The organism is Prauserella endophytica, assembly GCF_005146945.1.
GTDB lineage: Bacteria > Actinomycetota > Actinomycetes > Mycobacteriales > Pseudonocardiaceae > Prauserella_A > Prauserella_A endophytica.
This window is the reverse complement of record NZ_SWMS01000006.1, coordinates 301,783-320,027: the sequence shown is the minus strand read 5'-3', so window position 1 is coordinate 320,027 and position 18,245 is coordinate 301,783. Positions and strand designations below refer to the sequence as shown.

Annotated in this window: 17 protein-coding genes; 3 read left to right on the top strand and 14 right to left on the bottom strand. The window is 71.4% G+C overall.

Annotation, left to right across the window (positions count from 1 at the left end; all coding sequences use genetic code 11):
- Positions 1–156: 156 nt before the first annotated feature.
- Positions 157–858, bottom strand: coding sequence for a DUF4333 domain-containing protein (locus FCN18_RS14405; RefSeq protein ID WP_112269129.1), 702 nt, complete (start codon positions 856–858; stop codon positions 157–159).
- Positions 859–973: 115 nt separating this feature from the next.
- Positions 974–3,769 (bottom strand): DEAD/DEAH box helicase, encoded by a 2,796-nt coding sequence (locus FCN18_RS14400; protein ID WP_369973556.1) that lies wholly within the window; start codon positions 3,767–3,769, stop codon positions 974–976.
- 35 nt (positions 3,770–3,804) lie between these two features.
- Between FCN18_RS14400 and FCN18_RS14395 the strand changes: the two genes are divergently transcribed.
- Entirely contained in the window at positions 3,805–4,200 is a 396-nt protein-coding gene (locus tag FCN18_RS14395; protein ID WP_113641460.1) for an MmcQ/YjbR family DNA-binding protein, read from the top strand.
- Here the strand turns inward: FCN18_RS14395 and FCN18_RS14390 are convergent.
- From FCN18_RS14390 to FCN18_RS14360, 7 genes are all read right to left on the bottom strand, one after another.
- Positions 4,163–5,044, bottom strand: coding sequence for a diacylglycerol/lipid kinase family protein (locus FCN18_RS14390; RefSeq protein ID WP_137095324.1), 882 nt, complete (start codon positions 5,042–5,044; stop codon positions 4,163–4,165). The genes FCN18_RS14395 and FCN18_RS14390 overlap by 38 nt on opposite strands.
- An 81-nt stretch (positions 5,045–5,125) precedes the next feature.
- Entirely contained in the window at positions 5,126–6,082 is a 957-nt protein-coding gene (gene tatC, locus FCN18_RS14385) for a twin-arginine translocase subunit TatC (protein WP_137095323.1), read from the bottom strand.
- Positions 6,083–6,112: 30 nt separating this feature from the next.
- Positions 6,113–6,445 (bottom strand): Sec-independent protein translocase subunit TatA, encoded by a 333-nt coding sequence (gene tatA, locus FCN18_RS14380; protein WP_113641458.1) that lies wholly within the window; start codon positions 6,443–6,445, stop codon positions 6,113–6,115.
- Positions 6,445–6,705, bottom strand: a complete 261-nt coding sequence (locus FCN18_RS14375) for a bacteriophage holin (RefSeq protein WP_112269116.1) — start codon at positions 6,703–6,705, stop codon at positions 6,445–6,447. Before FCN18_RS14375 ends, tatA begins: the two co-directional genes overlap by 1 nt.
- A gap of 9 nt (positions 6,706–6,714) precedes the next feature.
- Positions 6,715–7,695, bottom strand: a complete 981-nt coding sequence (locus tag FCN18_RS14370) for a helix-turn-helix transcriptional regulator (RefSeq protein WP_112269114.1) — start codon at positions 7,693–7,695, stop codon at positions 6,715–6,717.
- The gene (locus tag FCN18_RS14365; RefSeq protein ID WP_137095322.1) at positions 7,692–8,672 is read right to left on the bottom strand and encodes a helix-turn-helix transcriptional regulator; all 981 of its coding nucleotides are present in this window, start codon (positions 8,670–8,672) and stop codon (positions 7,692–7,694) included. The genes FCN18_RS14370 and FCN18_RS14365 overlap by 4 nt, the downstream gene beginning before the upstream one ends.
- Before the next feature lie 79 nt (positions 8,673–8,751).
- Entirely contained in the window at positions 8,752–9,432 is a 681-nt protein-coding gene (locus FCN18_RS14360) for a TetR-like C-terminal domain-containing protein (RefSeq protein WP_112269110.1), read from the bottom strand.
- Positions 9,433–9,527: 95 nt separating this feature from the next.
- On the opposite strand from FCN18_RS14360, the gene FCN18_RS14355 reads away from it, so the two are divergent.
- Positions 9,528–11,660, top strand: a complete 2,133-nt coding sequence (locus FCN18_RS14355) for an MMPL family transporter (protein WP_137095321.1) — start codon at positions 9,528–9,530, stop codon at positions 11,658–11,660.
- A 47-nt stretch (positions 11,661–11,707) separates the two neighbouring features.
- Here the strand turns inward: FCN18_RS14355 and pafA are convergent, their stop codons facing one another.
- Positions 11,708–13,066 carry a Pup--protein ligase gene (gene pafA / locus FCN18_RS14350; RefSeq protein WP_112269108.1) on the bottom strand — a complete coding sequence of 453 codons (1,359 nt, stop codon included), beginning with the start codon at positions 13,064–13,066 and terminating at the stop codon, positions 11,708–11,710.
- A gap of 135 nt (positions 13,067–13,201) precedes the next feature.
- Here pafA and FCN18_RS14345 point away from each other — a divergent pair, with 135 nt between their 5' ends.
- The gene (locus FCN18_RS14345) at positions 13,202–14,629 is read left to right on the top strand and encodes a bifunctional phosphatase PAP2/diacylglycerol kinase family protein (RefSeq protein WP_112269597.1); all 1,428 of its coding nucleotides are present in this window, start codon (positions 13,202–13,204) and stop codon (positions 14,627–14,629) included.
- A 5-nt stretch (positions 14,630–14,634) separates the two neighbouring features.
- On the opposite strand, the gene prcA is transcribed toward FCN18_RS14345, so the two are convergent.
- From prcA to dop, 4 genes are all read right to left on the bottom strand, one after another.
- A complete protein-coding gene (gene prcA, locus FCN18_RS14340) occupies positions 14,635–15,405 on the bottom strand; it encodes a proteasome subunit alpha (RefSeq protein ID WP_112269106.1) in 771 nt (256 codons plus the stop codon).
- 57 nt (positions 15,406–15,462) lie between these two features.
- Positions 15,463–16,326 carry a proteasome subunit beta gene (gene prcB / locus FCN18_RS14335; protein WP_112269104.1) on the bottom strand — a complete coding sequence of 288 codons (864 nt, stop codon included), beginning with the start codon at positions 16,324–16,326 and terminating at the stop codon, positions 15,463–15,465.
- An 89-nt stretch (positions 16,327–16,415) separates the two neighbouring features.
- Complete coding sequence (locus FCN18_RS14330; protein ID WP_110335685.1) at positions 16,416–16,610, bottom strand: ubiquitin-like protein Pup; 195 nt, start codon at positions 16,608–16,610, stop codon at positions 16,416–16,418.
- Between the two features lie 101 nt (positions 16,611–16,711).
- On the bottom strand, positions 16,712–18,214 hold the full coding sequence (gene dop, locus FCN18_RS14325; protein ID WP_112269102.1) for a depupylase/deamidase Dop: 1,503 nt from the start codon (positions 18,212–18,214) through the stop codon (positions 16,712–16,714).
- Between the last annotated feature and the right edge of the window lie 31 nt (positions 18,215–18,245).

Genomic DNA, 18,245 nt, shown 5'->3' with positions numbered 1-18,245 from the left:
CGCCATCCAAGCCGACCTCGCCAACCTCACCACTTGACCTCTATAGGAGCATCCTTCACTGCGCTGAACGGCACAGCGGCGCGCAGCGCCTCCGCTTGGGTGGTGGGGGGAGACGGGCGGGCGCAGGCATGGTGGCCTTCACTGCGGTTGGCGAGCCTAGTTCTTGGGTTCGAGGGCTCCGACCTCGTAGTGGCCGTCCTCGCTCTTGACCTTGATCGTCACGGCCTGCTGCTCGCCGCCGACGGTCACGTCGCACTGGAAGGTGCTGTCGACCTCGACGGGCTGGTCGGCCGGGCAGCTCACGCTCTCCACGCTCTCGACGCCGTAGCTGTCGGTGAGCACACGCTGGATGTCGTTCTGCATGGTCTGGTTGTCGAACACCTTCGACACGAGGATGCCCGGGATCCAGAACAGCACCACCGCCGCCGCGGCCACCACGACCACGAGCGCGCCGAGCCCGATCCACAGGCCCTTGCCGGTCTTCTTCTCCGGCGGCGTGCCGAACGGGGCCTGCTGGCCGTAGTCGAACTGCCCCGGCTGCTGCGGCTGCCCGTACGGGGGCTGCTGGCCGTAGGGCTGCTGCTGTTGCGGCTGGCCGTACTGCGCGGGGTCGTAGCCGGGCTGCTGCCCGTATTGCGGCTGCTGCGGCTGCCCGTAACCCGGCTGCTGCCCGTACTGGGGCTGCTGGCCGTAGCCCGGCTGCTGCCCGTACTGGGGCTGTTGCCCGTAACCGGGCTGCTGGCCGTACTGCGGCTGCTGGCCGTAGCCGCCCTGGCTCGGGAAGCCGCCGGACGGGGTGCCCGATGGCGGTTGCTGCCCCCACTGCTGAGGGTCGTTGCCTCCGTACGGGGTGCTCATCGTGTCGCCTCCGCCAGTCCGCCTTGAACGTTTCCTGCCACCACGTCGTGCGCGATCCAACCACAGAGCACCGTCGCGCACACGTGAAGGGCGCGCCGGAGAGACCGGACCGGGATCAGACCTCGCCCGCCGCGACGACCCCGCGGCGCAGCGAGCGCACCGCCTTGGCCGCGGCGGCCCCCACCTGATGGTCCCTGCCGAGCACGGTCCTCAGCTGGTCGAGCAGGTCGATGACCTGCCGCGACCAGCGCACGAAGTCTCCCGCGGACAGTTCCTGGCCGTTCACCTCGGCCGCGGTGAGCACCTTCTCCAGCGACTCGCCGCGGGCCCAGCGGTACACCGGCCAGGCGAACCCGGCGTCGGGCTCCCTGGTGCGGTCGAGCCGGTGCCGCCGCTCGTCCTCGACCAGGTCGGTCCAGATCCGCACGGTCTCCTGCCAGGCATTGGGCACCCCTCCGCCCGTCGGCAGCCTGGGCTCGGCGGCCGCGTCGCGGCGCGCCTCGTACACGAGAGCGGAGACCACCGCGGCGAGCTCGGGCGGGGTCAGGCCGTTCCACACGCCGTGCCGGAGGCACTCCGCGGCGAGCAGGTCCGACTCGCTGTAGAGCCTGCCGAGCAGGCGGCCGTGGTCGGTCACCTCGTCGCCGTTCTCGCCAAGATAGCCGCGCTCGGCCAGCAGCGCGCGGATCCGGTCGAACGCCCTCGCGAGCGAATGGGTCGTGGCGGCCACCTTGCGTTCCAGCTGCGCGGTCTCGGCGGCGAGCCGCTGGTGCCGCTCCACCCAGCGCAGGCTCGCCTCGCGGTCGGCGAGTCCGTGCGCCGGGTGCGCGCGCAGGGCCCTGCGCAGGGCGGCCAGCTCGCCGTCCTCGTTGGCGCCGGAGCGGCGCCGCTCGCGCGGTGGCCGCGTGATGCCGGTGCTGCGCAGCGAGGAGGCGATGTCGCGGCGCGTCTTCGGCGAGCGCAGCTCCACGTGCTTGGGCAGCTTGACGCGGCCGAGCGACTCCACCGGAGCCGGGAAGTCCGACACCGAAAGCGTCCCCGACCACCGGTCCTCGGTGACCACGACGGGCCTCGGCTCGTGCAGCGGGTCGACGCCGGGATCCACCACCACGGCCAGCCCGGCGCGCCTGCCCTGGGGCACCGAGATCACGTCGCCCTTGCGCAGCTTCTCCAGCGACCGCGCGGTCTCGGCACGGCGGGTGGCCGAGTTCTGCCTGGCGAGCAGCTTCTCCCGCTCGGAGATCTTCTTGCGAAGCTCGACGTAGGACAGCATCTCGTCGAAGTCGCCGCTGACGGCCTCGGCGTAGCCATCGAGCGCCTCCTTGTTGCGCTCGATGCGGCGCGCCGTGCCGACCACGGCGCGATCGGCCTGGAACTGCGCGAAGGACTGCTCCAGCAGCTCGCGAGCCTCCTCGGCCCCGAACTGTCCGACGAGGTTGATCGCCATGTTGTAGCCGGGCCGGAACGACGAGCGCAGCGGGTAGGTGCGCGTCGAGGCGAGCCCGGCGACCTGACGCGGGTCGACCCCTGGCTGCCACAGCACGACGGCGTGCCCCTCGACGTCGATGCCCCGCCTGCCCGCCCGGCCGGTGAGCTGGGTGTACTCGCCGGGTGTGAGGTCGACGTGGGCCTCGCCGTTGTACTTGACCAGCCGCTCCAGCATCACCGTGCGCGCGGGCATGTTGATGCCCAGCGCTAGCGTCTCGGTGGCGAAGACGACCTTGACGAGGCCGCGGACGAACAGTTCCTCCACGGTCTCCTTGAACGCGGGCAGCAGCCCGGCGTGGTGGGCCGCGACGCCCTGTTCGAGGCCTTCGCGCCACTCCCAGTAGCCGAGCACGCCGAGGTCGGACTCGGGCAGCTCGGCGGTGCGCTCGTCGACGACCCGGCGGACCTCGGCAACCTCCTCGGGCGTGTTGAGCCGCACGCCGGAGTGCAGGCACTGGCCGACCGCCGCGTCGCACCCGGCGCGGGAGAAGATGAACACGATCGCGGGCAGCAGGCCGGCGCGGTCGAGCCGGTCGATCACGTCGACCCGCGACGGCGGGCGGTAGCGGGGGGCGCGCGGCGGCTGGCCTCGCCTGCCCCGCGGCCCGCGCAGCCCGGCCGGGGCGTGCATCCTGGCGACGTCCTCGACCCGGCGCAGCAGCTGCGGGTTGATCCTGGCCTCGCCGCCGCCGTGCTCCTCGCCGACGAACAGGTCCAGCAGGCGGTTGCCGACCAGCATGTGCTGCCAGAGCGGCACCGGGCGGTGCTCGTCGACCACCACCGTGGTGTCGCCGCGGACGGCGACGAGCCACTCGCCGAACTCCTCGGCGTTGCTCACGGTCGCGGACAGTCCCACCACCCGCACGTACTCGGGCAGGTGCAGGATCACCTCCTCCCACACGGCCCCGCGGAAGCGGTCGGCGAGGTAGTGGATCTCGTCCATCACCACGTAGCCGAGGTCGTTCACCGTGGAGGAACCCGCGTAGAGCATGTTGCGCAGGACCTCGGTGGTCATCACCACGACCTGGGCGTTGCCGTTGATCGCGGTGTCGCCGGTGAGCAGGCCGACCTGCTCGGAGCCGTAGCGCGCGGTGAGGTCGGCGTACTTCTGGTTCGACAGCGCCTTGATGGGCGTCGTGTAGAAGCACTTCCGGCCCTCGGCCAGCGCCAGATGCACCGCGAACTCGCCGACGACGGTCTTGCCCGCGCCGGTCGGGGCGCAGACGAGCACGCCGTGACCGTCCTCGAGCGCCTCGCAGCCGCGGACCTGGAAGTCGTCGAACTCGAAGGACACCTGCGCGGCGAAGTCGGCCAGCCTGGGGTACTTGCCGCGCCGGCGGGCGGCCACGTAGGCCTCGGCCGGGCTGGGAGAAGTGGATGAGTCCACGGCGCCAGGGTTCCATATGGCCGTGGGGGCTCGCATGCGGTGGGCGATCTCGCCACATCTACCCTGGGTGCGTGACTCCGCAGGAGCTGAAGGCGACGTGTCTCGGGTTCACCGGCGCGCGCGAGGAGTTCCCGTTCGACGAGTCGAACAGCGTCTTCAAGGTGGCCGGAAAGATCTTCGCGATCAGCAGGCTGGACGCGACACCGCTGCGGGTGAGCCTCAAGTGCGAGCCGGAGCTGGCCGTGCAGCTACGCGCGACGCACCCGGCGATCACGCCCGGTTACCACCTCAACAAGCGGCACTGGAACACGGTGGTGCTGGACGGTTCGGTGCCGGACGAGCTGGTGCGCGACCTGATCGAGGACTCCTACGACCTGGTGGTCGCCGGGCTGCCGAGGGCGGAGCGGGAGCGGCTGAAGTGGTCGGCGCTCAGCCGAGAACAGCGAGTGCCCCGGGAACGCACGTGACCGATACCGGCACGCGGCCGAGCGGCTCGCCGTCGGCGTAGACGGGCCAGTCGTTGCCGGACAGCGTCACCTCGCGGGCCCGCAGCGTCGTGACGGCGGGATGCGTGACGTGCCTGCCCGTGCGCAGGCTCGGCAGCAGGCGCACCAGCTCGCGACGGTCGGCGTCGCCCACCACTGTGACGTCGAACAGCCCGTCGCCGGGGTCGGCGTCAGGGCAGATCGGCACCCCTCCGCCGTAGAAGCCGGTGTTGCCGATCGCGGCCAGCACGGCGGGCAGCTCGAGCTCGTCCCGGTCGGTGCGCACGACGAGGCGGCGGGTGCGGAACGCCGCGAGCTCGGCGACGATCGCGAGGTCGTAGCGGCGGGGACCGCTCGGCCACCGCATGCGGTTGGCCCGCTCGTTGACGGCCGCGTCGAACCCGGCGCACAACACGGTGCCGAACCAGTTCTCGCCCACCCTGCCGAGGTCGATGCGGTGGCTCCGCCGCTGGCGCAGCGCCGCGATCAGAGCGTCCACGGCGGCGAGCGGATCGGCCGGCAAGCCCAGTGCGCGCGCGAGGTCGTTGCCCGTTCCGGACGGCACGAGCCCGAGCGCGACACCGGTGCCGGCGCAGAACTGGACGGCCTGGTGCGCCGCGCCGTCACCGCCGAGCACGACGAGCGCGTCGAGGCCCTCGGCGTGCGAGCGGTCCATCAGCGCCCGCGACTGCTCGACGGTGTTGGCCGCGAGGAGGTCGAGCCGGTCGACGTGGTCCCGAAGGCGGGCGGCGACGGTGCCCGCGATGCGGGCCGCCGCGCCCTTCCCGGAGTCGGGATGCACGGCCAGCGCCGCATGCAGTCCCATCGCCCGCTACGTCCTTTCAGAAGCGGCGGAGCCGCTTGGGGTGGGCCGCGCCGCCACGCAGAGCCCGTCCGGCAACACTCGCTAGGTGACGTCGTCGGTGCTGGCGGCCTTCGTCGGCTTCGCGGGCTCGTCGTCGATGGTGCTCGGCGTGTAGTCGAACGGCGCCGCCTCGTCGTCGGCGAGCTTGTCCCAGCCCTCCTCGCCGCGCTGCCGTTCCAGCTTGCGGTCGTGCAGGCGGGTGAGCTGCAACGCGAACTCGAACAGCAGGGTCAGCGCACCGGCGAGCGCGATCATCGAGAACGGGTCGGCAGGCGTGACGAACGCGGCGAACACGAACAGCAGGAAGATGATCCCCCGCCGCCACTTCTTGAGCAGCTCGTACCGCGCGATGCCCACCCGGTTGAGCATCACGATCAGCAGTGGCAGCTCGAAGCTCACCCCGAAGATGAGCAGCAGCGACAGCACGAACGAGATGTAGCGGTCACCGGTGAACCAGGTGGCGAACTCGCCACCGCCGAAGTTGGTGAGCAGCTCCAGCGCGTGCGGCACCATCAGGTAGGCCAGCACCGCGCCGCCCGCGAACAGCACGCTCGCGAAGCCCACGAAGGTCAGCGCGTACTTGCGTTCCTTCGAGTAGAGCCCCGGCGCGATGAACGCCCACAGCTGGTAGAGCCACACGGGCGCGAACAGCACGGCACCCGCCGTGAGGCCCACCCGCAGCTGGATCATGAAGGCCTCGAACGGCACCGTCTGGAGCAGCTGGCACTCACCGCCCCTCGGGTACCGCTGCTCGGCGGGTATCGCACAGTACGGGCCCGTGACGATGTCACCGAGCGACGGGATGGGCCCGATCCTGTTGCCGAACCAGAGGAACCCGAGGATGCCGCCGGCGACGAGGGCCAGCAGCGCGTAGCCGAGGCGGCGGCGGAACTCGTAGATGTGCTCGATGAGCGTCATCGTGCCGTCGGGGTTGTGCCGACGGCTTCGGTTCCGCCGCTTGCTCTGGCGGCCTTCGCGCTTCTCGGAGGAGTCCGCCACGGAGAGCTTCCGTTCTCGTCAGTCGATCGGTCAGCCGGCGTTCTTCGGCGCCTGATCGGCGGTGGCGTTGGGCTGCTGCTGCTTCTTCAGCTCGTCGAGCTGCCGCTGCAGGTCAGCGAGCTGCTGGTCCTTGTCCTGGGCCGCTGCGGTGGCCGACGAGGAGGGCAGCTGCCTGGTCTCGGCCTCGGCGGTGGCGGTGGTGGTGTCCGATTCGCCGGACTCGCGCATGTCCTTGGTCTCGGCCTTGAAGATCTTCATGGACTTGCCGATCGACCTGGCCGCGTCCGGGAGCCGCTTGGCGCCGAACAGCAGAACCACCACAAGGACCAAAATGATCAAGTGCCACGGCTGCAGTGCACCCATCAGTGGCCTCCCTTAACTCGTTCAGGATCGATCGTACTGGCTTTTTCGTTGTGTGTGAGCGAAGAACCGCGTCGCCGCGCGAGCGCCACGCCGACGGCGGCCGCCCGCGCCCGTAGGAGGCCGGCCTGGTCCTGGGTGCTCGCCGCAACCATGCTCGCCGTCCGGCTGTAGCGGCGCAAGGCTCCCACCAGCCGGACGGCGACGATGCCGAGCACCAGGATTCCGAGCGCGACCAGGGCGCCGCTCAGCACGTAGAACACGCCGTCACCTTACTGGCCGTAGGTAACCGGGAGGTGACGCGCCCGGGCCAGCGCGTCGGCGGCCCGCTGTCGAACAGCTTGCGCCAGCGACTCCGGGCTCTCGACGTGGACGCCCTCTCCCCTGCCCAGCACGAGCCGCACCATCCAGGACTCGTCGCCGTAGCGCATCCGCACCCGCAGCCGCCCGCCGTCGAGCTCCGCGAGCTCCTCGCACGGGTAGTACTCGGCGATCCAGCGCACGTCCGGCTCCAGCACGAGCACGGCCTCGGGATAGTCCTCGTGCGGAGCGAACACGCCCGCGGAGACCTCGCGCGGCTCGGCCTCGGCGGGCGGGTCGGCAGGCTCGTCGAGCACCTCCAGCTCGTCCACGCGGTCCAGCCGGAACAGCCGCACGGCGCCGGCCCTGCGGCACCACGCCTCCAGATAGCTGTTGGCCTGCACGATGAGCAGCCGCATCGGGTCGACCGTGCGGTCGCTGACCTCGTCCTTGGACGCCGTGTAGTACCGCATCCGCAGCGCCCGGCCCTCCTGCAGCGCCTCGCGCACGACCTCGCGGGTGCGCGCGGTCGCCTCGCGCTCGCGCACGCCCATGCCCACCACGACGCCCGCGGGCTGAGCGTCGCCCGCGGCGGCCTCGATCTTGGCGATCGCCCTGCGCACGGCGTCGGTGTCGACCACGCCGGGGGTCTCGCCGAGCGCGCGCAGTGCGATCACCAGCGCGCTCGCCTCACCACCGGTGAGCCGCAGCGGCCTGCGCATGCCCGCGTCGAAGGTGACCGACACCGTGTCGCCGTCGAAGGAGAGGTCGATCAGGTCGCCGGGGCCGTACCCGGGAAGGCCGCACATCCACAGCAGTTCGAGGTCCTTGCGCAGCTGTTTGGCGCTGACGTCGAAGTCCTGGGCGGCCTGCTCGATCTTGATGCCCGGCCGCGCCAGCAGGTACGGCACGAGTGCGAGCAGCCTCGGCATCCGCTCGGTGGAACCGCTCATGCGCCCGCCCCCAGCACCACGCGCTCCAGCCGGTCGCGCACCGCCTTGGCCAGCACGTCCGGCTCCAGCACGAGCACGTCGGGGCCGTGCCCGGCGATCCAGTCCGCCGCGCTCTCCGGGTAGTGCAGGTCGACCTCCACGACGTCGCCCTCGGCGTCGCCGACGGTCAGCGAGCCGACGATCCGCGCGTGCCGCCGGATGCCCGCGGCCCTGCCCCTGGCGAGCCACAGCCGCGCTCTCGTCGTCGGCGCGGGCTCCTGCCTGGTGGACGTGCCTGCCACGAACTCGAGGAGGTTGACGTCGGGAGGGCGGCTGACGACGCCGGGCTTGCCGACGGTGCGCACCTCGCCGGTGATGCGGGAGAGCCGGAAGCAGCGGGGCGCGTCGCGGTCGCGGTCATGGCCGACGACGTACCAGCGGGCCCGCCACGACACGACGCCCCACGGTTCGAGTGTGCGCACGCGGCGTTCCGGCGAGTCGGAGCGCCGGTAGTCGAAGCGCACCACCTGGCCGCGCTGCACGGCCGCGAGCAGCGGGGCGAACGCGGGCTCGGTGTGCACGCGGGGCTCCACGACCGGCGCGGCGTGCTCGTCGACCTCCACCCCGGCGGCGCGCAGCTTCACCAGCGCGCCGTGTGCCTGCCCGGTCAGCTCCGGGGAGTCCCACAGCCGCGCGGCGAGCGCCACCGCCGTGGCCTCGTCCGGGGCCAGCTCGATCTCCCCCAGCTCGTAGTCCCTGCGCGCGATGCGGTAGCCCTCGATGGGGTCGAAGACGGAGTTGCGGCCCGTCTCCAGCGGGATGCCCAGCTCGCGCAGCTCGGTCTTGTCCCGCTCGAACATCCGCGAGAACGCCTCGTCGGTCGCCGCGTCGGCATATCCGGGCACGATCCCGCGAATCCGCTCGGCGGTCAGGAACTGCCGGGTGGACAGCAGAGCGAGCACCAGGTTGACCAGGCGCTCGGCGCGGGCGGTGGACACCTTGACAACCCTAGCTCGCGTCCCGCGCGCCGATCGTCAGGTCCGGCCTTGTGCCGGGCATGTCGCGCGAACGGATCTTTCACTCGCGCGCGGCGGCCACGACCACGTCCCGCAGCTCGTCGGTGAGCCCTCCGCCGCCGAGCCCCTCGGCGAAGATGACCAGCGAGCGCACCACGATCTCCTCCCTGGTCTCGGCGTCCAGCTCGCGCAGCGGCCCGTCGAGCAGCAGCATCGCGAGGCCGTGGGCCATCGACCACGCCCCGAACTCCGCCATGGGCCTGCGTTCCGGCGGCAGGTACCCGGCCGCGGCCAGTTCGTCGAGCGCGCCGACGAGCGTGCGGAACGGGCTGTACTCGGCCTGCTGGTCCGGCGGGGGCAGCACGTGTCCCTCGGAGCAGAAAGCGGTGCGGAACAGGCCGGGCTGCGCGAGCGCGAAGTTGAGGTAGCCGCGTGCGATCGCGGCGAGGTCGCCGAGCGCGGCGGCTATCCGGTCCGCCGACGGCGTGCGCTGCGCGAGCTCGGCGCGCATCGAGTCGTTCATGCGGACCATGGCCTCGTCCTTGGCCGCGTCCAGTAGCTGCTCGTGCCCGGCGAAGTGCCGGTAGGCCGCGGTCGGGGTGACGCCCACCGCGCGCGCGGCCGCCCTGATCGTCACCGCCCCGGGGCCGCCGTCGGCCGCGAGTCCGGCGGCGGCCTCGATGAGCGCGTTGCGGAGATCGCCGTGGTGGTAGCCGCTTCGAACGGGGGCTGAGGAACTCACAGCTCGATGTTGACACCCGTACACATCAGTGGCAAGTTAACGCCCACAAAGTTTACAGCCGTCAACATTGATCACTCCCTCACTCGGAGCTCACCATGTTCGCTCGCATCGGACGGTTCGCCGCCGACCACGCACGTGCGGTACTGGCCGTGACCCTGCTCGTGCTCGTCGGAGCCGGAGCGCTGGGCTTCACGGCGTTCGGCAAGCTGCAGGCGGAGGGCTTCACCGACCCGTCGGCCGAGTCCACCAGGGCCGCCGATCTCATCGACGCCCGCCACGGCGGCTCCGCCGACCTCGTCTTCCTCGTCACGGCCGACACCGGAACCGTCGACGACCCCGCCGCCCGCCAGGCCGGCGCGGACCTGACCGCCCGGCTCGCCGGCGACCCAGCGCTCACCGGCGTCACGTCCTACTTCCAGGCCGGCGTACCCGCCCTGCGCTCGGACGACGGCACGCAGGCGCTGATCGCGGCCCACCTCGCCGACGAGGGCGGCGAGAACACGGCGGTCGAGGAGATCGCCGGCTCCTACACCGGCGACACCGGGGCGATCACCGTCGACCTCGGCGGCCGCGCCGCCGTCGGCCAGGACGTCAACGAGCAGGTGGGCCGTGACCTCCTCGTGGCCGAGTCCATCGCAGTGCCCGTGATCCTGATACTGCTCGTGCTCGTGTTCGGCAGCGTCGTGGCCGCGCTGCTGCCGCTGGCCATCGGCGGCATCGCGATCCTCGGCACCTTCGCCGAGCTGTCGCTGCTCGGCTCACTCACCGACGTGTCGGTCTTCGCCATCAACCTCACCACCGGTCTCGGCCTCGGCCTCGCGATCGACTACGCGCTGCTGATGGTCAGCCGGTTCCGCGAGCAGCTCGCCGCCGGATCGAGCACCCGCGACGCCGTGATCCGGACCGTCGAGACCGCGGGCCGGACCATCACCTTCGGCGCCGTCACCGTCGCCGTCGCCCTGTCCGCGCTGCTGCTGTTCCCGCAGTACTTCCTGCGCTCGTTCGCCTACGCCGGCATCGGCGTGGTGCTGATCGCCATGCTCGCGGCACTGTTCGTGCTGCCCGCGCTGCTGGCCGTGCTCGGCCAGCGCGTCAACGCGGGCAGGCTGCCGTGGCGGAAGTCGGCTCCCACCACCGTGTCCTCGTTCTGGGGCCGCGTCGCGCGGACCGCCGGGCGCAGGCCGTGGCTCGTGGGCGCACCCGCCGTGCTGGTGCTCGTGCTGGCCGCCGCTCCCCTGCTCCGCGTCGAGTTCGGCACGCCGGACGACCGCGTGCTGCCCACCACCGCGTCGAGCCGGATCGTCGGCGACGCGCTGCGCGAACAGTTTCCCGGCGACGACAGCCGCGCGGTCCAGGTCGTCACCACCGGTCCCGTCGGCGCGGGCGACGCCGCCGCCTACACCCAGCGACTGGCCGCCGTACCGGGCGTCGCCGACGTCGTCCCCAGCGCTCAGGGCCAGCGCTACGCCGTGATCACCGAGGAGGAGTCCCGGTCCGAGTCCGCACAGCGCGTGGTCGAGGACGTGCGCGCTCTGCCCGCGCCACCGGGTGTGCAGGCGCTCGTCGGCGGTGACGCCGCCGTGCTGCTCGACTCAACCGGCTCGATCACCGACCGGCTCCCGCTCGCGCTCGGCCTGATCGCGCTCACCACGTTCGTGCTGCTGTTCCTGTTCACCGGCAGCGTCCTGCAACCGCTGCGCGCGCTCGTGTTCAACGTCCTCGGGCTGTCCGCGACGTTGGGCGTGATGGTGCTGATCTTCCAGGACGGCGCGCTGTCCGGACTGCTGGGCTTCACCCCGCTGCCGCTCGACACGAGCATGCTGATGCTGCTCTTCTGCATCGCGTTCGGGCTCTCGATGGACTACGAGGTGTTCGTGCTCAGCCGCATCAAGGAGGCCCACGACCGGGGGCTGGGCAACCGCGAGGCCGTGGTGGACGGGCTGTCCCGCACCGGCCGCATCGTCTCGATGGCCGCCGTGCTATTGGCGGTGAGCTTCTTCGCCTTCGGCACCAGCGGCGTCAGCTTCATCCAGATGTTCGGCCTCGGCAGCGGGCTCGCGATCCTCATCGACGCGACGATCATCCGCGGCCTGCTCGTCCCGGCCGGCATGCGCCTGCTCGGCGACAGGGCGTGGTGGGCGCCCGCGCCGCTGCGCAGGCTGCACGACCGCCTCGGCATCAGCGAGGCACCGGCGGCCCCACCCGAACGGCCGCGCGTCAACGCCTGATCGCGCGCGGGTGGGGGTGGAGCCGGAAACCCCGGCCCACCCCTTCCCTACAGCGAGTTGATCAGCCGCTCCACGCGCTCGTCGACCGAGCGGAACGGGTCCTTGCACAGCACGGTCCGCTGCGCCTGGTCGTTGAGCTTCAGGTGCACCCAGTCGACCGTGAAGTCGCGGCCCGCCTGCTGCGCGGCGGCGATGAAGTCGCCCCGCAGCTTCGCCCGCGTGGTCTGCGGCGGCGTGTCCTTGGCGAGCTCGATCTCGCCGTCGTCGGTCACCCGCCGCACGAGGCCCTTGCGCTGCAACAGGTCGAACACGCCCCGGCCGCGCCGGATGTCGTGGTAGGCGAGGTCCAGCTGAGCCACCCTCGGGTCCGACAGGTCGAGGTTGTGCTTGGCGCGGTAGCGCTCAACCAGCCGGTGCTTGATCGCCCAGTCGATCTCCGTGTCGATCTTGGAGAAGTCCTGCTGCTCCACCGCGTCCAGCGCGCGGCCCCACAGCTCGACCACGCGCTGCGCGGTCGGGCCCGAACCGTTGGCCTCCACGTGCTGGGCCGCCCGCGCGTGATACTCGCGCTGGATCTCCAGCGCCGACGCCTCGCGCCCGCCCGCCAGCCGCACCTGCCGCCGGCCGCTCAGGTCGTGGCTGATCTCGCGGATAGCGCGGATCGGGTTGTCGAGCGTGAAGTCCCGGAACTGCACGCCCTGCTCGATCATCTCGAGCACCAGGTTCGCGGAGCCGACCTTCAGCAGCGTCGTCGGCTCGGCCATGTTGGAGTCGCCCACGATCACGTGCAGCCTGCGGTAGCGCTCCGCGTCGGCGTGCGGCTCGTCGCGCGTGTTGATGATCGGCCGGGACCGCGTGGTCGCGCTGGAGACGCCCTCCCAGATGTGCTCCGCGCGCTGCGACAGGCAGTACACGGCGCCCCTCGGCGTCTGCAGCACCTTGCCCGCCCCGCAGATGAGCTGACGGGTCACCAGGAACGGCAGCAGCACGTCGGCGATCCTGGAGAACTCGCCCGCGCGCGTCACCAGGTAGTTCTCGTGGCAGCCGTAGGAGTTGCCCGCCGAGTCGGTGTTGTTCTTGAACAGGAAGATGTCGCCGCCGATGCCCTCGTCGGCGAGCCGCCGCTCGGCGTCGACGAGCAGGTCCTCCAGGATCCGCTCGCCCGCCTTGTCGTGCGTGACCAGTTGGGTCAGGTCGTCGCACTCCGCGGTCGCGTACTCGGGGTGGGAGCCCACGTCGAGGTAGAGCCGGGAGCCGTTGGACAGGAAGACGTTCGAGGACCGGCCCCACGACACGACTCGCCGGAAGAGGTATCGCGCCACTTCGTCGGGGGAGAGCCTGCGCTGCCCGTGGAAGGTGCAGGTGACCCCGAACTCGGTTTCGATCCCAAAGATCCGCCGCTGCATCCTTCAAGGGTAGGCGCTAACCGCCGTGGGACGGTGAACGAATCGGCCGCCGAGACGGTGTCGGTACCTTGGAACACCGTGTTGGACGTACTCAAGTCGCGGCTGCGCCAGGTCAGCGCCACCGACCGCCGCCTCATGGCGCGCAGCGCCGCGCTGCCGCGCACGCCGGCGGACGGGTTGCTCACCAGGCTGTCCCGCTCGGCGAACAAGGGCCGCCTGTGGTGGGGCGTCGCGCTCGTCCTCACCGCGCGCAAAGGCGCGACCCGCCGCGGCGCCCTGCGCGGCGTCGCCGCGATCGCGGGCGCCAGCACCAGCGCCAACCTCATCGGCAAGCCCCTGTTCCCGCGCAGGCGCCCCGCCGCCGAGGCCGTGCCCGAGCACCGCCGCCTGCAGAAGCGCCCCACGTCGTCGTCCTTCCCCTCCGGGCACGCCGCGTCGGCGACGGCGTTCGTCACCGCCGTCGCGATGGAGTCGCCCGTCGCCGGTCTGGCGCTCGCGCCGCTCGGCGCCGCCGTGGCCTACTCCCGCGTCCACACCGGTGTGCACTGGCCCACCGACGTCGGTGTCGGCGCGCTCATCGGCGTCGCCTCCGCGATCGGCACGCAGCACTGGTGGCCCATCCACCCCGACACGCCCGGCCGCACCGCACACCGCGCCGACGCACCCGTGATGCGCGACGGCGAGGACATGCTCGCAGTGGTCAACCCCGGCTCCGGCAACGCCGACATGGACCCGACCGACGAGGTCCGGTTCGCGTGGCCGAAGGCGACCCTGCTCTACCCGGACCCCGGCGTCGACATCCGCACGCAGCTGACCAGCGAGATCGCGCGGCGAGGCGGAGCCGTACGAGCGCTCGGGGTCGCGGGCGGGGACGGCACCGTCGCGGCGGTGGCCTCTGTCGCCGCCGACACCGGGCTGCCGCTGGCGCTCATCCCGGCCGGCACGCTCAACCACTTCGCCCGCGACGTCGGCGTCCGCTCGATGCCCGACGCCGACGCCGCCACGGAGGCGGGCGCCGCGGTTGGCGTCGACCTCGGCGAGGTGGAGATCGACGGCGGCTCCGGCGCGCACCGGCGCTGGTTCGTCAACACCGCGAGCCTCGGCGGCTACCCCGAGATGGTGCGGCTGCGCGAGAAGATCCAGCAGCGGCACCCGAAATGGCCGTCAGCCGCGATCGCGACGATCCGCACCCTGCGCAGGGCCAGGCCCCTGCGGGTCCGGCTCAACGGCAAGCGCGCGCTCGTGTGGATGGTCTTCGTGGGCAACGGGACCTACGCGCCCAAGGGCTTCTGGCCTTCGCGCAGGCCCGCCCTCGACACCGGCCTGCTCGACGTGCGCTACCTGCGCGCCGACGTGCCCTATTCGCGCGCCCGGTTCGTGCTCGCCGCCGTGACCAACACGCTCAACGCGAGCCACGTGTACCGCCAGTACGACCTGCCGTCGCTGGACGTCGAGATCCTCGACGGCAACCGGCGGGTGGCCACCGACGGCGAGGTCGGCCCGCTCGGCCGCGTGTTCCGGTTCCGGTCACGGCCGAGCGCGCTGACGATCTACCGGCTGTAGCGCCCCTACCCTGCCGAACCCTCGGAGCCGTCGGCGGGCGCCTCCGGCTTCTTGTCCTCCTCCGCCTCCTCGGCGGGTTCCGTCTTGCCCGGCAGCAACGCGTCGAGCGCCGCGCCGGTGAACCGGCGGAACTTGCGGCCGGGCCGCTCGCGGTCGAGCACGGCGACCTCGAGCTTGCTCGGCTCGCCCTCGCCGTTGCCATTGCCGGTGTTGGACCGGAACGCCTCCGACGCGACGCGCAGCGCGGCCTTCAGGTCCATCCCGTCCTCGAACGTGTCCTTGAGCTTCGAGCTGATCGCGTCGGTCTGGCCGCCCATCACGACGAACCTCGGCTCGTCGAAGATCGAGCCGTCGTAGGTCAGCCGGTACAGCTCGTCCTCGTCGGTGTCGGCGCCGACCTGCGCCACGCAGATCTCCACCTCGAACGGCTTGAGCTGCTCGGTGAAGATCGTGCTCAGCGTCTGCGCGTACACGTTCGCCAGTGCCCTCGCGCTCACGTCCCGCCGGTCGTACTGGTAGCCCTGCAGGTCCACGTGCCGGATCCCGCCGCGGCGCAGGCTCTCGAACTCGCTGTAGCGCCCCACGGCGGCGAATCCGATGCGGTCGTAGATCTCGGACACCTTGTGCAGCGTGGGCGAAGGGTTCTCCGCCACGAACAGCACACCGCCCCGGTACTTGAGCACGACGACGCTCCGTCCCCGGGCGATGCCCTTGCGCGCGAGCTCGGAACGCTCGCGCATCAACTGCTCGGGTGAGGCGTACAGCGGCATCGTCACTGCGTTGGCTCCGCTCTCTTCGTGGTCCTGCTGTGGTTCGTCGGTCTTGGCCGGGCGCTAGCTGCGGTACCGGCCGGGCCGCTCGGCGCGGGCCTCGACCACGGCCGTCGCGATGGCCGAGGTCTCCTCGCTCGGCACCGAGACCGCACCGTGCTCGGCGGTGATGGTGACGACCGACGGGTAGATCTTGCGCACGAGGTCCGGTCCGCCGGTCGCCGTGTCGTCGTCGGCGGCGTCGTAAAGGGCCTCGATGGCGGCCCGCACGGCGGTGTCGGCGTCGGCGTCCGGGTCGTACAGCTTCTTCAACGCCGACTTGGCGAACAGCGAGCCGGAGCCGATCGCGTGGTAACCGGCGTTCTCCTCGTACCGGCCGCCGGTGACGTCGTAGGACACGATCCGGCCCGCGCGCTTGGGGTCGGTGGACTCGATGTCGTAGCCGACGAACAGCGGCAGCACCGCCAGGCCCGCCATCGCGACGTCGAGGTTGCCCTTGACCATGTTGGCCAGCTTGTTGGTCTTGCCGTCCAGTGACAGCGAGACGCCCTCGATCTTCTCGTAGTGGGCGAGCTCGACCGTGTAGAGCCGTACCAGCTCCAGTGCGATGCCCGCGGTACCCGCGATGCCGACGGCCGAGTACTCGTCGGTGATGTGGACCTTCTCCAGGTCCCGCGTGGCGATCATGTTGCCGCTGGTGGCCCTGCGGTCGCCCGCGATCAGCACGCCGCCGCTGAAGGTCGAGGCCACGATCGTCGTGCCGTGCGGCGGCTCGAGCGCGCTGCCGGGCGCGAACGAACCCTCCGGCCGCTTGCTGGGCAGTAGCTCAGGAGCCTGAGCCCGGAGGAAGTCGGTGAAGGACGACGTCGTCGACGACAGGTAGGCGGAGGGCAGGGCGAAGCCCGAGTTGCGCGGAGTGTGTTCCATGCGTGCTCGTAGTTCCCATCGACGAAGGGGGCGGGGACTGAAATGTGATCAGCAAGCTTATGGGATGGCGCTCGGCCGACCGGCGCCGCCTACTGCCCGCCCTTTTGCACGTAGGCACGCACGAAGTCCTCGGCGTTCTCCTCCAGCACGTCGTCGATCTCGTCCAGGATCGTGTCGACGTCCTCGCCGAGCTTCTCGCGGCGTTCCTGACCGGCCGGGGCACCGCCGTCCACGTCGTCGTCGGAGTCTCCGCCGCCGTGCTTCTCAACCTTTTCCTGAGCCATACTCGCCTCCCGGTGTGGCCGTTGCCTCTTAGCCTACCCAGAGCCAACGGCATTCGGTGCGTTCGTTGACCGTCCGGTGATCTTCACCGCCGGCCGGGGACTCAGTCCGAAGCGGTCAGCGCCTCGACCAGTTCCTCGGCCGTGGCGGCCTCGTCGAGCAGCTTGCCGACGTGGGCCTTCGTGCCCCGCAGCGGCTCCAGCGTGGGGATCCTGACCAGCGACTCCTTGCCCACGTCGAAGATCACCGAGTCCCACGACGCGGCCGCGATGGAGGTCGCGTACTTCTCCAGCGTGCGGCCGCGGAAGTAAGCCCGCGTGTCGGACGGCGGCGTGGTGATCGCGGCCTGCACCTCGTCCTCGCTGACCAGGCGTTTCATCGAACCGCGCGTGACGAGCCGATTGTAGAGGCCCTTGTCGAGGCGCACGTCCGAGTACTGCAGGTCCACCAGATGCAGCCGCGGCGCCGCCCAGCCCAGCTGGTCGCGCTCGCGGTAGGCCTCCAGGAGGCGCAGCTTGGCGGGCCAGTCCAGCCGGTCGGCGCACTCGGCGGGGTCGCGGGCCAGCGCGTCGAGCACCTCGCCCCAGACGCGCAGGACCTCCTTCGACTGCTCGTCGGCGCCCTCGCGCTCCAGGTGCTCCGCCGCCATCTCGTGGTAGGCGAACTGCAGGTCCAGGCCGGTGTACTTGCGGCCGTTGGCCAGTTCGACCTTGGTCTTGAGCGTCGGGTCGTGGCTGATCTGGTGCACCGCGCGCACCGGCTCGTCGAGCTTGAGGTCGTCGAACCGGATGCCGGCCTCGATCATGTCGATCACCAGCGCCGCGGTGCCGAGCTTGAGGAACGTCGAGTACTCGGCCAGGTTGGCGTCGCCGATGATGACGTGCAGCCTGCGGTACTTGTCCGCGTCGGCGTGCGGCTCGTCGCGGGTGTTGATGATGCCGCGCTTGAGCGTGGTCTCGAGGCCGACCTCGACCTCGATGTAGTCGGCGCGCTGCGAGAGCTGGAAACCGGCCTCCTCGCCCTGCGGCCCGATCCCGACCCGCCCGGAGCCGGTCACCACCTGCCGGGACACGAAGAACGGCGTCAGGCCCGCGATCACGGCCGTGAACGGCGTCGAGCGCGCCATCAGGTAGTTCTCGTGCGTGCCGTAGCTCGCGCCCTTGCCGTCGACGTTGTTCTTGTAGAGCTGCAGCTGCGGCTGGCCGGGCACGGTCGCGGCGCGCATCGCCGCCTCCTCCATCACCCGCTCCCCCGCCTTGTCCCAGATCACGGCGTCGCGGGCGTTGGTCACCTCGGGTGCCGAGTACTCCGGGTGGGCGTGGTCGACGTACAGCCGCGCGCCGTTGGTGAGGATGACGTTGGCGGCGCCGAGGTCCTCGACCTCGGGGTCGTGGCCCTGCTGCCCCGGCCCCGCCAGGTCGAAGCCGCGCGCGTCGCGCAGCGGCGACTCCACCTCGTAGTCCCAGCGGGCGCGACGCGCCCTCGGGATGTCCGCGGCCGCCGCGTAGGCCAGTACGACTTGGGTGGAGGTCAGCACCGGGTTCGCGGTCGCGTCACCCGGCACCGCGATCCCGTACTCCACCTCGGTTCCCATGATCCGGCGCATGCGTCCAGCCTACGGTGCTCCGTGCGATGAT

Coding starts and splice junctions, on each gene's coding strand:
- FCN18_RS14405 (WP_112269129.1), bottom strand. CDS start 858: ATGAGCACCCCGTACGGAGGCAACGACCCTCAGCAGTGGGGGCAGCAA.
- FCN18_RS14400 (WP_369973556.1), bottom strand. CDS start 3,769: ATGCGAGCCCCCACGGCCATATGGAACCCTGGCGCCGTGGACTCATCC.
- FCN18_RS14390 (WP_137095324.1), bottom strand. CDS start 5,044: ATGGGACTGCATGCGGCGCTGGCCGTGCATCCCGACTCCGGGAAGGGC.
- tatA (WP_113641458.1), bottom strand. CDS start 6,445: ATGGGTGCACTGCAGCCGTGGCACTTGATCATTTTGGTCCTTGTGGTG.
- FCN18_RS14370 (WP_112269114.1), bottom strand. CDS start 7,695: ATGAGCGGTTCCACCGAGCGGATGCCGAGGCTGCTCGCACTCGTGCCG.
- FCN18_RS14355 (WP_137095321.1), top strand. CDS start 9,528: ATGTTCGCTCGCATCGGACGGTTCGCCGCCGACCACGCACGTGCGGTA.
- pafA (WP_112269108.1), bottom strand. CDS start 13,066: ATGCAGCGGCGGATCTTTGGGATCGAAACCGAGTTCGGGGTCACCTGC.
- FCN18_RS14345 (WP_112269597.1), top strand. CDS start 13,202: ATGGCGCGCAGCGCCGCGCTGCCGCGCACGCCGGCGGACGGGTTGCTC.
- prcB (WP_112269104.1), bottom strand. CDS start 16,326: ATGGAACACACTCCGCGCAACTCGGGCTTCGCCCTGCCCTCCGCCTAC.
- FCN18_RS14330 (WP_110335685.1), bottom strand. CDS start 16,610: ATGGCTCAGGAAAAGGTTGAGAAGCACGGCGGCGGAGACTCCGACGAC.
- dop (WP_112269102.1), bottom strand. CDS start 18,214: ATGCGCCGGATCATGGGAACCGAGGTGGAGTACGGGATCGCGGTGCCG.